At 74.7% G+C, this 12,467-nt stretch carries 11 protein-coding genes; 10 read left to right on the forward strand and 1 reads right to left on the reverse strand.

The window, feature by feature from the left end; genetic code table 11:
* Window positions 1–79 precede the first annotated feature (79 nt).
* Genes ACFZCF_RS26685 through ACFZCF_RS26695 form a run of 3 tightly spaced genes read left to right on the forward strand, consistent with a single transcriptional unit; the run spans window position 80 to window position 1,862 of the window.
* Entirely contained in the window at window positions 80–937 is an 858-nt protein-coding gene (locus ACFZCF_RS26685) for a hypothetical protein (protein ID WP_388448601.1), read from the forward strand.
* 41 nt (window positions 938–978) lie between these two features.
* Window positions 979–1,209 carry an acyl carrier protein gene (locus tag ACFZCF_RS26690; protein WP_388448603.1) on the forward strand — a complete coding sequence of 77 codons (231 nt, stop codon included), beginning with the start codon at window positions 979–981 and terminating at the stop codon, window positions 1,207–1,209.
* A gap of 20 nt (window positions 1,210–1,229) precedes the next feature.
* Complete coding sequence (locus ACFZCF_RS26695) at window positions 1,230–1,862, forward strand: 4'-phosphopantetheinyl transferase family protein (protein WP_391289318.1); 633 nt, start codon at window positions 1,230–1,232, stop codon at window positions 1,860–1,862.
* Window positions 1,863–1,899: 37 nt separating this feature from the next.
* Here the strand turns inward: ACFZCF_RS26695 and ACFZCF_RS26700 are convergent, their stop codons facing one another.
* Window positions 1,900–4,308, reverse strand: a complete 2,409-nt coding sequence (locus tag ACFZCF_RS26700; protein WP_391289319.1) for an ATP-binding cassette domain-containing protein — start codon at window positions 4,306–4,308, stop codon at window positions 1,900–1,902.
* 275 nt (window positions 4,309–4,583) lie between these two features.
* Between ACFZCF_RS26700 and ACFZCF_RS26705 the strand changes: the two genes are divergently transcribed.
* From ACFZCF_RS26705 to ACFZCF_RS26735, 7 genes are all read left to right on the forward strand, one after another.
* A complete protein-coding gene (locus ACFZCF_RS26705) occupies window positions 4,584–4,877 on the forward strand; it encodes an ArsR/SmtB family transcription factor (RefSeq protein ID WP_388448609.1) in 294 nt (97 codons plus the stop codon).
* Entirely contained in the window at window positions 4,874–5,260 is a 387-nt protein-coding gene (locus tag ACFZCF_RS26710; protein WP_388448611.1) for a VOC family protein, read from the forward strand. The genes ACFZCF_RS26705 and ACFZCF_RS26710 overlap by 4 nt, the downstream gene beginning before the upstream one ends.
* A 345-nt stretch (window positions 5,261–5,605) precedes the next feature.
* Window positions 5,606–7,096 (forward strand): hypothetical protein, encoded by a 1,491-nt coding sequence (locus ACFZCF_RS26715; protein ID WP_391289323.1) that lies wholly within the window; start codon window positions 5,606–5,608, stop codon window positions 7,094–7,096.
* A 462-nt stretch (window positions 7,097–7,558) separates the two neighbouring features.
* Window positions 7,559–8,323, forward strand: a complete 765-nt coding sequence (locus ACFZCF_RS26720; RefSeq protein WP_388448617.1) for an alpha/beta fold hydrolase — start codon at window positions 7,559–7,561, stop codon at window positions 8,321–8,323.
* Between the two features lie 131 nt (window positions 8,324–8,454).
* Window positions 8,455–10,107, forward strand: coding sequence for a glycosyl hydrolase family 8 (locus ACFZCF_RS26725; protein WP_391289325.1), 1,653 nt, complete (start codon window positions 8,455–8,457; stop codon window positions 10,105–10,107).
* A gap of 348 nt (window positions 10,108–10,455) precedes the next feature.
* Window positions 10,456–11,385 carry a hypothetical protein gene (locus ACFZCF_RS26730; RefSeq protein WP_391289327.1) on the forward strand — a complete coding sequence of 310 codons (930 nt, stop codon included), beginning with the start codon at window positions 10,456–10,458 and terminating at the stop codon, window positions 11,383–11,385.
* Window positions 11,378–12,433 carry a polyprenyl synthetase family protein gene (locus ACFZCF_RS26735; RefSeq protein ID WP_391289329.1) on the forward strand — a complete coding sequence of 352 codons (1,056 nt, stop codon included), beginning with the start codon at window positions 11,378–11,380 and terminating at the stop codon, window positions 12,431–12,433. Before ACFZCF_RS26730 ends, ACFZCF_RS26735 begins: the two co-directional genes overlap by 8 nt.
* Window positions 12,434–12,467: the final 34 nt, after the last annotated feature.

A 12,467-nucleotide genomic window follows, 5' to 3' on the forward strand; every position in this document is an offset into this window, starting at 1 on the left:
CGGGCGCTGCCGCCCCGGCCCCCACGCCCCTCGACCGACACCCCTTGACCGACCGTCCACGCCGAGAGGGAACGGTTCCATGAGCACACCCAGCGCCACGACCCCGCCTGTCACCGGACTCAAGAGCCCCGGCCCGGGCCTGATCACGCTGGACCCGGTGCACACCGCCCTGCTGGGCGCCCTCGACGCCCTCCTCGGCGGGCTCGCCGCCCGGCTCTCCGCACCCGAGGTCACCGGCCCCCCGCTGCTCGCCGCCGACGGCCTCGCCCGCCTCGACTACTTCCGCAACTTCCCCCATCTCGGCGTCCCCGCCGGGCGGTTCGCCCCCGACGCCCACGACCTTCTCGCCGCCGGACAGCCCCCCGGCGACCGGCCCCTGGAACCCACCGGTCACCTGCTGCCCTCCGCCACCTGCTACGGACTGCTGCTCTCCCTGGAGGGCGCCGACGTCGGCGAGGACGGCCTCCGCCTCTCCGCCGTCGGACGCTGCTTCCGCAACGAGACCCACTACGACGGCCTGCGCCGCCTCTGGGGCTTCCACATGCGCGAGGTCGTCTACCTCGGCACCAAGGAAGGCGCCGTCCACCACCTCGAAAGCGGCGGGGAGTTCATCCAGGAGACCGCCGCGCTCCTCGGCCTCGACCTCACCCGCGCCACCGCCGACGACCCCTTCTACGACAAGGGCGGCTCGCGGGCCCGCCTGATGGCGCTCGACCCCGTCAAGCACGAGTACAGCGCACCGGACGGCACCGCCATCGCGTCCGTCAACCGCCACCGCAACTTCTTCGGCGAGCGCCTCGACATCCGCGCCGGCAGCCACGGCCCCGCCTACAGCTCCTGCGTCGCCTTCGGTCTCGAACGCTGGACGCACGCCATGCTCCTGGCGCACGGAGGCCCCGAAGCGGCCCTCGAACGCGTCCGCGCCGCCACCGCCTGACGAGCCGTCACCGCACGAACACCCACACGGAGAACCGCACCATGGAACGCGTCACCGCCTGGATCCAGGACAAGAACCCGGGCCTCGAAGGCCCCCTCGACGTCCATGAGGACCTCATCGAGGCCCGGCTCATCGACTCCATGGACTTCCTGGAGTTCATCGACCTCCTGGAGGACATCTCCGGCACGTCGATCGACCTCCAGGAGGTCACCATCGACGACTTCCGCACCCTCGCCCGCGTCCAGGAACGCTTCCTCGCCCGCACCGCGTGACTCCCGGCGCGTTCGCGGTCGTGGCGACCACCCGGGAGGTCCTGGACGCCCCCGGCCTCGGGCCGCACCTCCTCGCCCCCTGGGAACGGCGCCGGCTGGCCGCGATCCGCGTCCCCGCCCGCGCGGACGACGTCCTGGCCGCCCGGCTCCTGCTCCGCCTCGGCGCGGCCCGCGCCACCGGGCGCCCGCCCGCCGAGGTCGGCCTCGCCCAGCGCTGCCCCGACTGCGGCCGGACCGGCCACGGCCGCCCGTACCTCCCCGCCCACCCCGGCCTGGGCGTGAGCGTCAGCCACGCCGACGGCCTGGTCGCGGCGGCCGTCGCGCCCGGCCAGGTCGGCGTCGACGTCGAACCGGCGGCCCGGCGCCCCGGCCCCCTCCGGGTCCTCCGCCGCGTCCTACCCGGACCCGACCTCCACGAGGCCCTGGCCGCCCCCGACCAGGGCCTCGCGCTCCTGCGCGCCTGGGTGCGCGCGGAGGCCCGCTTCAAGGCGGGCCGCCCACCCCCGGAGGACGTACACCTCCAGGAGTGGACGGACCACCGCCGCGCCGCCGTGGTCGCGGTCGCGACGACGGCGGTGTCCCCGACCGTCGAGCCGGTCGTCCTGGCGCCCGCGGCGCTCCTCGGAGGACCGGCACCGGCCGGCGCCCCGTGAGCGTGCGCCCCGGCGGGCGCCCGCTCCCCGGCGGTGGTCAGGCCCCGACGTACTGGGCCAGGTGCTCGCCCGTGAGCGTCGAGCGGGCGGCCACCAGGTCGGCCGGGGTGCCCTCGAAGACGATCCGACCGCCGTCGTGGCCGGCGCCCGGGCCCAGGTCCACGATCCAGTCGGCGTGCGCCATCACGGCTTGGTGGTGCTCGACGACGATCACCGACTTCCCGGAGTCGACCAGCCGGTCGAGCAGCCCCAGCAACTGCTCCACGTCGGCGAGGTGGAGACCGGTGGTCGGCTCGTCCAGCACGTACACCCCGCCCTTGTCGCCCATGTGCGTCGCCAGCTTCAGACGCTGCCGCTCGCCGCCCGAGAGCGTCGTCAGCGGCTGCCCCAGCGTGAGGTAGCCCAGGCCGACGTCCACCAGGCGCTCCAGGATCCGGTGCGCCGCGGGCGTACGGGCCTCGCCCGCGCCGAAGTACTCCTCCGCCTCCGTCACCGACATCGCGAGCACCTCGCTGATGTCCCGCCCGCCGAGTTCGTACTCCAGCACCGAGGCCATGAACCGGCGGCCCTCGCACTCCTCGCAGGTGGTGGCCACGCCCGCCATCATCGCCAGGTCGGTGTACGTGACCCCGGCGCCGTTGCACGTGGGGCAGGCGCCCTCCGAATTGGCGCTGAACAGCGCCGGCTTGACGCCGTTGGCCTTGGCGAAGGCCTTGCGGATCGGGTCGAGGAGGCCCGTGTACGTCGCCGGGTTGCTGCGCCGGGAACCGCGGATCGGCGTCTGGTCGACCGAGATCACCCCGGCGTCCGCCGGGATCGAACCGTGCACCAGCGAGCTCTTGCCGGAGCCGGCGACACCGGTGATCACGGCGAGCACGCCGAGCGGCAGGTCGACGTCCACCTTCCGCAGGTTGTTCGCGGTCGCGCCGCGGATCGCCAGGACCCCCGTCGGCTTGCGCACCGTGTCCTTCACCGAAGCCCGGTCGTCCAGGTGACGCCCCGTCACCGTGCCGCTGGCGCGCAGCCCTTCGAGCGACCCCTGGTAGGAGATCGTGCCGCCCCCGGTGCCGGCGCCGGGGCCCAGGTCCACGACGTGGTCGGCGATCGCGATCGTCTCCGGCTTGTGCTCCACGACCAGGACCGTGTTGCCCTTGTCCCGCAGCCGCAGCAGGAGTTCGTTCATCCGCTGGATGTCGTGCGGGTGCAGACCGGCCGTCGGCTCGTCGAAGACGTAGGTCACGTCGGTGAGCGAGGAGCCCAGGTGCCGGATCATCTTCACGCGCTGCGCCTCGCCGCCCGACAGGGTGCCGGCGGGCCGGTCCAGCGCCAGATAGCCGAGCCCGATCTCCACGAACGAGTCCAGGGTCCGCCGCAGCGACTCCAGCAGCGGCGCGACCGAAGGATCGTCCAACTCGCCCACCCACGCGGCGAGATCGCTGATCTGCATCGCGCAGGCGTCCGCGATGCTGATCCCCTTGATCTTCGAGGAGCGGGCGCCCTCGTTGAGCCGCGTGCCGTCGCACTCCGGACACACCTGGGTCGTGGTGGCCCGCTCCACGAACGCCCGGATGTGCGGCTGGAGCGACTCGACGTCCTTGGCCAGGAAGGACTTCTGCAGCTTGGGGATCAGGCCCTCGTACGTGACGTTGACGCCCTCGACCTTGACCCGGGTCGCCTCCTTGTACAGGAGGGTGTCCAGCTCCCGCGCGGTGTACTTCCGGATCGGCTTCGCCGGATCGAGGAGACCGGAGAGGCGGTACGTACGGCCGTACCAGCTGTCCGCCGTGTACCCGGGGATCGTGAGCGCGCCCTCGTCGAGCGACTTGGTGTCGTCGTACAGCTCCGTCAGGTCGATGTCCGAGACCCGGCCGCGGCCCTCGCAGCGCGGGCACATGCCGCCGGTGATCTGGAAGCTCGCCTTCTCCTTCACCGTCCGGCCGCCGCGCTGCACGGTCACCGCGCCCGCGCCGCTCACCGAGGGGACGTTGAAGGAGAACGCCCGCGAGGAGCCGATGTGCGGGGTGCCGAGCCGGCTGAAGAGGATGCGCAGCATCGCGTTGGCGTCGGTGGCGGTGCCCACGGTGGAGCGCGGGTCGGAGCCCATCCGCTGCTGGTCGACGATGATCGCCGTGGTCAGGCCGTCGAGCACGTCGACGTCCGGGCGCGCCAGCGTCGGCATGAACCCCTGGACGAAGGCGCTGTACGTCTCGTTGATCAGCCGCTGGGACTCGGCGGCGATCGTGTCGAAGACCAGCGAGCTCTTGCCGGAGCCGGAGACTCCGGTGAAGACCGTCAGCCGCCGCTTGGGGATCTCGACGCTGACGTCCTTCAGGTTGTTCTCGCGCGCGCCGAGCACACGGATCAGCTCGTGGCTGTCGGCGACGTGACCGTCGGCGGCGCGCGCGGGGGATCGGGTCGCGGCGCCGGTCCGCTTGGCCGTGCTCAAAGGTTTCTCCCTCGTCAGGGGTGGGCCGGTATGCGCCCCACCTTAGGCGCGCCGCGCGCTCCGGGCAGAGCGGATTCGAGGAGGCTCGGGTGGCTCCGGGGGTCCTTGGGGGTCACGGGGGCCTCGGGGGATTGGCGGCCGCAGGGGTTTCGGTGGTGGCAGGGGTCTCGGTGATGGCAGGGGCTTCGGTGGCGACAGGGCTCTCGGTGACGGCAGGGGGCGGGGAGCCGCCCGTCGACTTGATAGGCAAGTGTGCACTTGCCTATGGTGGCGGCATGGAGGAGGATCTGTTCAAGGCGCTGGCCGATCCGACGCGCCGGGTGATCCTCGACGAGCTGACCGAACGCAACGGGCAGTCGCTCTTCGAGATATGCGCCCGGCTGGCGACGCGGCACGGCCTCGCCCTCTCCCGGCAGGCGGTCAGCCAGCACCTCGCGGTGCTGGAGACCGCCGGCCTGGTCACGCCCCGTCGTGAGGGCCGATACAAGTTCCACGACCTCGACCCCCGCCCGCTGGAGCACATCGTCACGCGATGGCTCACCCCCGCACCCCCCGAGGACATCCCATGAGGATCAACATCACCAGCGTCTTCGTCGACGACCAGGAGAAGGCGCTCCGCTTCTACACCGACGTGCTCGGCTTCGCCCCCAAGCACGACGTGCCGCTCGGCGAGGACCGCTGGATCACCGTCGTCTCCCCCGAGGACCCCGAAGGCACCGAACTCCTCCTGGAGCCCTCAGGTCACCCCGCCGTCCCGCCCTACAAGGCGGCCCTCGTCGCCGACGGCATCCCCGCGACCTCCTTCGCCGTCGACGACGTCCACGCCGAACACACCCGCCTCACCGCCCTGGGCGTCCGCTTCACCCAGCCCCCCGTCGACATGGGCCCCGTCACCACCGCCGTCCTCGACGACACCTGCGGCAACCTGATCCAGATCGCCCAGTACAAGTAGGCACGGGCCCCCGCGGACGCGGAGGTGGACGAAAGGACGCGGACGGGTGAGGTGAGGGGGAGCGGTCGGTGCGCAGGGCGCCCTGTTCCGGCCGGGCCGTCACTCCGGCCGGGCCGTCACGCGCTCGGGTCGGGCCGTCAGGTGCTCGGGCCGGGCCGTCAGGTGCTCCGGCCGGGCCGTTACGCGCTCCGGCGTACCGCTCCGCCGGGGGGCGCAGCCTTCACGTGTTCCGGCGCGCCGCCCGGCCAGTGGCGGAGCGGCCCGTAAGTCAGGGAAAACGGGCGCGTCCCGCCCGGCGGAGAAAACGGGCGCGCTCGGTCCGCCGCCACCGGCAGGATGCCGACCATGTACGCCCTTCTGCGCGGGCTCGCCGCGAATCCGGCCCTGCCGTCCCGGCTACTGGATCGGCTCGTCGCGCTCGCCGACGACGAGCTCGCGGGCGTTCTGGCGGGCCGGGACGACCTCGGCCGGGCCCGGGCCCTCACCCTGGCGCGGCGGGTCGGGGAGGCCGCGGTGCCCCTCGTGCACGAGGGGTGGCTCGCCGCCGCCGACGTCGACCCGACGGAGTGGCCGGAGGCCGCTCTCGCGCTGCTGGAGCGGGGCACGGCGCCCGAGGCGTGGACGCGGACGTTCGCGGGCGACCCGGACCCGGCGCGCCGGGAGCGGCTGGCGGCCTGCCCGGGGCTCGCGGCCGATGTGATGGAACGGCTGGCGCGGGACCCGGACCCCGAGGTGGTCGCCGAGCTGGCCTCGTGGGCGCCCGCCGGCACGGCCGCCCGCCTCGCGGCCCACCCCCACCTCTCGGTACGCCGCGCGGTGGCCGGGAACGAGACGACCCCGCCCGCCGTCCTGGCGTCCCTCCTGGCCGGCGAAGGCCTGCCCCCGGCCCGCCGCTGTCGGGTCTGCGCCGTCGAGGGGACGGCGTCAGCGCCCGTCCTGCTGCCAGGTGAGCGCTGCGGGGGCGACCACGAGTCCGCCGTCGGCCACCTGCGCGAGGCCGTCCTGCGTCACCCCGCCACTCCGGCGCAGGTCGCCGCCCGCTTCGCCCACGACCCCGCCCCGATGCTGCGGTGGGCCGTCGCGGGACGGGCGGACCTGCCCCGGGAGGCCTGCGTACGGCTCGCCGCCGATCCGCTCCCCCTGGTGCGCGCCGCCCTCGCCGAGAACCCCGCGCTCGACGACGACCTGGTACGGAGCCTGGCGGCCGACCCCGACCCCGAGATGCGCCGGGCGGTGGCCCGGCACCCCCGCGTACCGCTCGACGTGCTCGTCCCCCTGGCCCGCTCCACCGCCCTCGGCGGCTCCCTCCTGCCGCGCATCGCCACCGCGTCGGCCGACGAGACCGAGGCCCTGGCCTCCTCCGGCGAGCCGGCCGCCCGCAGGCTCGTCGCCCTGCGGCGCGACCTGCCGGCGCCGGTGCGCGAACGGCTCGCCGACGACCCCGACGCGAAGGTGGCGGCCGCCGTCGCCCCGCACCCGGGGCTCTCCGCTGCGCGGCTGCGGGCCATGTTCGTACGGCACGGGCGCCAGGTGGCGACCGGCGTGGCGGCCAACCCGGACGCACCCGGGCCCCTGGTGGAGGAACTCGCCCGGCACGAACCGCCGGTCCGCAGGGCACTCCGCGAGATCGCCCGGCACCCCGCCGCCACGCCCCGGGCCCTCCTCGCCTGCCTGTCGGACGCCCGGGCGCGTCCCCTCGCCGCCCGCCACCCGGCGCTGCCGCCCACGGCCCTCGCCGCACTGCTCGCGGACGAGGACGAGGACGTACGCGAGGCGGCGGCCGCCAACCCGACCCTGCCGCCCGCCGAGATGGCGAAGCTCCTGCCGGACCCGTGAGCGGGGCACCGGGCGCGCGCGTCGGCCGTCGCCCGCCCCCCTGCGCGCCACCTGCCCCTGCTCGTCACCTGCCCCTGCTCGTCACCTGCCCCCTGCTTGCCACCCGCCCCTGTTCGTCACCCTCTGCTCGTCTCGTCCCACCCTCCGGCTCGTCACCCGCCCCCGCTCGCCGCCGCCCCCTCGCCCGCCCCCCGCTCGCCGCCGCCCCTCGCTCGCCGCCCCCCGCGCTCGTCGCAGGCCCCCCGCCCCTCGTCTGCCCCCCCGCCCGCCGTCCCCGCCGGCCGCGAGGTGCCCCCGGCCGGTGGATGGCGGCCCGCCCCCTTCACATCCCCGCCCCCTCACTCCTCACCCCCGCCCCCCGCGCCCCCGCCCCCCGCGCCCCACCCCCACGCACCCCCCACCCCCCTGCCCCCCTCATCCCCGCCGCCCCCTCCCGGCCGCACCCCTTCGTAGGCTGCCCCCATGAGAGAACTCTTCCTGACGGATCATCAGGCCTACCTGCGTTGGCTGGACCTCCCCGGGGACGGCCCCGTGCGGGTCTTTCTGCACGGGCTCGGGTGCACCGCCGCCTCCGACTTCGCCCACATCGCGACGCACCCCGCCCTGGGCGGCGGGCGGGCGCTCCTCGTCGACCTGCTGGGGCACGGACTGAGCGACCGGCCCGCGGACTTCGACTACCGGCCGGAGGGGCAGGCCGCGGCCGTGGCCGCGCTGCTCGACCATCTCGGCCTGCGCGGCGTCGAACTCGTCGGCCACTCCATGGGCGGCGCCGTCGCGATCCACCTGGCGGCGGCCCGGCCCGGGCGGATCGCCCGGCTGGTCGTGGCGGAGCCCAACCTGTACGGGGGCGGCGGCGCGTTCAGCGGGCCGATGGCGCGGCAGCCGGAGGAGGCCTTCGTCCGAAGCGGGTATCCGAAGCTGCTGGCCCTCGCCGAACGGGCCGACTACGCGGCGCGGTTGCGGCTCGCCGACGCGCGGGCCGTGCACCGGTGCGCGGTCGCGCTCGTCGAGGGCGGTGACCCGGAGGCCGGTGAGGTGCTGCGGGCGCTGAGGCTGCCCAGGGCGTTCCTCGTGGGGGAGCGGAGCCTGCCGGACCGGGCCGCCGAGCAGGCGGCGGAGATGGGTGTGCCCGTCCTGGAGGTGCCCGCGGCCGGACACAACCTGATGCTCGACAACCCGGACGGCTTCGCCGCCGCCCTCGCCCGCGCCCTCGCGCTGCCGGAGTGATTCCCGGCCAACCGGCCGACCCGGCCGGGCCCGGGGTCTTGCGCGGGCCACCCGCCCCTCTCTACGCTCGGGCGCCGATAGTTAGGAATCTTTCCTAACGAGCGATCGCCCTGGAGAGAAAGGGAGTTGTCATGCGCCGACGAAGCGCCATCCCGCTCGGACTCGCCGCTCTGCTGGCCCTGCCCCTCGCCGTCCTGCCCGAGCGGGAGGCCGAGGCCGCCGACGCCCTCGTCTCCGCGGGCAAGCCGGCGACGTCCTCGTCCGTGGAGGGCTCGGGCTTCGCCCCCGGGCTCGCCGTGGACGGCAACCGCGCCACCCGCTGGGCCAGCCTGGAGGGCGTCGATCCGCAGTGGATCCGGATCGACCTCGGGGCGAACCACACGCTCTCCAGGATCAAGCTCGACTGGGAGGCCGCCCACGCGACGACGTACCGCCTCCAGACCTCGGCCGACGGCTCGACCTGGACCGACGTCTACGCGACCACGAGCGGCGACGGCGCCGTCGACGACGTCACCGTCTCCGGCACCGGCCGGTACGTCCGCATGTACGGCACCGGCCGGGGCACCCCGTACGGCTACTCCCTCTACGAGTTCGAGGTCTACGGCTCCCCGGCCGGCGGCGGGGGCGGCACCGGCCCCGCCGTGCCCTTCGGCAGCCACCTCAAGCCCTACGCCGCCGGCATGCTCAAGCCCTCCGGCACCCAGTCCGGCATCGACCAGAAGGTCGTCGACTACTACAACCGCTGGAAGGCCGCCTTCGTCCGGCAGAACTGCGGCAACGGCTGGTACCAGGTCATCTCGCCCGACGCCGACCATCCCTACGTCGCCGAGGCCCAGGGCTACGGCATGGTCATCGCCGCCACCATGGCGGGCGCCGACCCCGACGCCAAGAAGATCTTCGACGGCCTCGTCAAGTGGAAGCTGGACCACCCCTCGTCCATCAACCCGGACCTGCTCGCCGCCGAACAGGACGTCAACTGTCGCAGCGTCAACGGGGGTGACGGCGCCACCGACGGCGACATGGACGTCGCCTACGGCCTGCTCCTCGCCGACAAGCAGTGGGGCAGCGCCGGCACGTACGACTACAAGGCGCTCGCCCTCAAGCACATCGCCGCCATCAAGAAGGACGAGCTGAACCCCACCACCAAGCTTCTCAAGCTCGGCGACTGGTCCAGCTCCGGCGACCAGTACTACTACATCTCCCGCACCTCCGACTGGATGGTCGACCACTTCCGCGCCTTCCGCGCCGCCACCGGCGACACCACCTGGGACGCGGCCCGCACCGCCCACCAGACGCAGATCGCCAACCTCCAGTCCGGCTACGCGCCGACCACCGGCCTCCTCCCCGACTTCGTCGTCGACACGAACACCAGCCCCAAGCCGGCCCCGGGCCAGGTCCTGGAGGACCCGAACGACGGCCAGTACTGGTGGAACGCCTGCCGCACCCCGTGGCGCATCGCCGACGACGCCGTCACCAGCGGCGACGCCAAGTCCCTCGCCGCCGCGCGGAAGCTGAACGGCTGGATCAAGAACAAGACGGGCGGGGACCCCAACAAGATCGCCATGGGCTACAAGCTCAACGGCACCCAGATCTCCGCGGGCAGCGAGGCCGCCTTCTTCGCCCCGTTCGCCGTCGCCGCGATGACCGACTCCGGCAGCCAGGCCTGGCTCGACGCCCTCTGGAACAAGATGGTCGCCACCCCGATCGACACCGGCAGCTACTTCTCCGCGAGCATCCAGCTCCAGGTGATGATCACGGTCTCCGGAAACCACTGGGTCCCGTAGCCGTACGGCCCCGCCCTACGGTCGGCCGGGGCCGACCAGGCCCTTCCGAGGATCGACGCGGACCCCCGCCTGCCAGGCGGCGGGTCCGCACCTCTCGCCGTTCGGGGGCGTCTCGCGCAGCGTGACCCGCGCCGAGAACGCGCGGATGACCCGGCCGGCCCCGGCGGGCGGCCCCCGCCAACTCGTCGTCGGCCGACCGACCCCTCACCGCACATCCCGCGGTGAGCCCCGGAACTCCCGGTCATGACCACCTGAACGAGTGAGCGCGGGGCGGGAACGCGCCCCTCCATACCCGATGCTGGCCCGGTACGCACCCCGATCCCCTCTCTCCCCGAGGAGCCGGCCGGCATGACCCACCCCAAGCCCCCGGGCGAACGCGCCGACGAGAAGGCCCTGTTGCTGGCCGCAGGCCTCGCCGACCTGGTCGTGGAGACGATCGGCACCGCCGCCGGTTCGCTCCGCTCCCTCCTCGGCCGCGCCGACTCCGCCGACATCGCCCAGGACGCCGCCGCCGACCTGCGAGCCCGGGGCCGGCTGGCCCTCGACCGCCTCGCCGCCGACCGCGACGGCCCCGGGTCCCTCCCGCACATGGAGCTCCTCGCCCGCGAGGCCGCCGCCCGCCGATCCGCCGCGAAAGCCTCCGCCACGAAGGAAACCCCTGCCACGGCGGAAGCCCCCGCTGCCGAGGAAGCCCCTTTCGCGGCGAAACCCCCGGCGGCGGCGCAAGCCCCCGCCACCGAACCGGGCCCTGTCGGAAAGCCGTACCCCGCCACCGAACCGGGCCCTGCCACCGAACCGGACTCCGCCACCGAGCCGGGCCCTGCGGCGGTGCCGGGCCCAGTCACCGAACCGGGCCCTGCCACCGAGCTGGGCTCTGCCACCGAGCCGGGCTGGATGACCCAGCCGCACTCCGTTCCCGGGCCGGATCCCGTTCCCGGGCCGGGTCCCGTTCCCGGGCGGGCCCCTGTCCCGGAGCCGGGTCGCGTCCCTGAGCCGGCCCCTTCCACCGAGTCGGACCGAGCCACCGAGCCGGACCCAGCCCCTGAGCCGGACCCTTCCACCGAGCCGGACCGAGCCCCTGAGCCGGACCCAGCCCCCGAGCCGGGTTGGGCGACCGAGCCGGATCCCGTTCCGGGGCCAGGCCTCGCCCCCGAGCCGTACCCCACCACCGAGCCGGACCGGGCCACCGAGCCGGACCCTGCCCCCGGGCCAGCCCCCGCCCCCGACGCCAACCCCGACACCCCGACGACCCGGTCCGAGGCGAACCCCGATGTCTGACGTCTGGGTGCCGGAGGAGTTCAAGGCGCGTACGGACGCGGTGCTCGCCGGTTTCCTCGACGACGAGGCCACCGAACTCCTCGCGGTCGACGACGCGCTCGACCCGCTCGCCGAGGCGCTGCGCGCCACCGCCCGCCACGGCAAGCGGCTCCGCGCCGCGTTCTGCTACTGGGGCTGGCGGGCCGCGGGGCAGCCCGACAGCGACGCCCTGATGCGGGCCGCCGCCGCCATGGAGCTGGTCCACGCCGCCGCTGTCGTCCACGACGACCTCATCGACGACAGCCCCCTGCGGCACGGCCACCCCACCGCCCATCACCTCTTCGCGGCCCTGCCCCATCTCGGCCGGAAGCCCCGCACGGCGGCCCGGGCGCTCGCCCTGCTGCTCGGCGACCACCTGATGGCCCTCGCCGGCCGCCTCTACGCGGAGTCCGGGCTGCCCGCCGCGTACCTCTCCCGGGGCCGGACCCTGTGGGCCGCCCTCGCGCGCGAACTCGTCGCCGGGGAAGCCCTGGAGATCCTCCACACCGGGGCCCCGCCGGACACCGGCACCTCCCTCAAGGTGGTCCGCTACAAGACCGCCAAGTACACCGTCGAACACCCCCTCCTCCTCGGCGGGCTCCTCGCCGGCGCCCCCGCCGCCCTCCGTGAGGGGTACTCCCGTTACGGGCTGCCGCTCGGCGAGGCGTTCCAGCTCCGCGACGACCTCCTCGGCCTCTTCGGAGACCCCGCCCGCACCGGCAAGGCACCCCTCGACGACCTCCGCGCCGGCCGGCCCACCGTCCTCCTCGCCGAGACGTGGAAAGCCGCGGATCCCGCGCAGCGCGCTTTGCTGCGCCGCACCCTCGACGGCGACGGGCGACCCGACGACGGCGAGCTGCGCCGGGTGCGCGACCTCATGGCCGAACTCGGCGCGCCCGCACGGGTCGAGCGCATGATCGCCGGCCGGGTCGAGGAGGCGGTCCGCACCCTCGACGAGCTCGACCTGCCGGCCGCCGCCCACCGCGCCCTCACGGACCTCGCCCACCGCGCGGCCGTCCGCCACCACTGACCTTCCCCACCGCCCCTGGAGCGCCCTCCGTGAC

Source organism: Streptomyces sp. NPDC007945 (assembly GCF_042958885.1).
Taxonomy (GTDB): Bacteria; Actinomycetota; Actinomycetes; order Streptomycetales; family Streptomycetaceae; genus Streptomyces.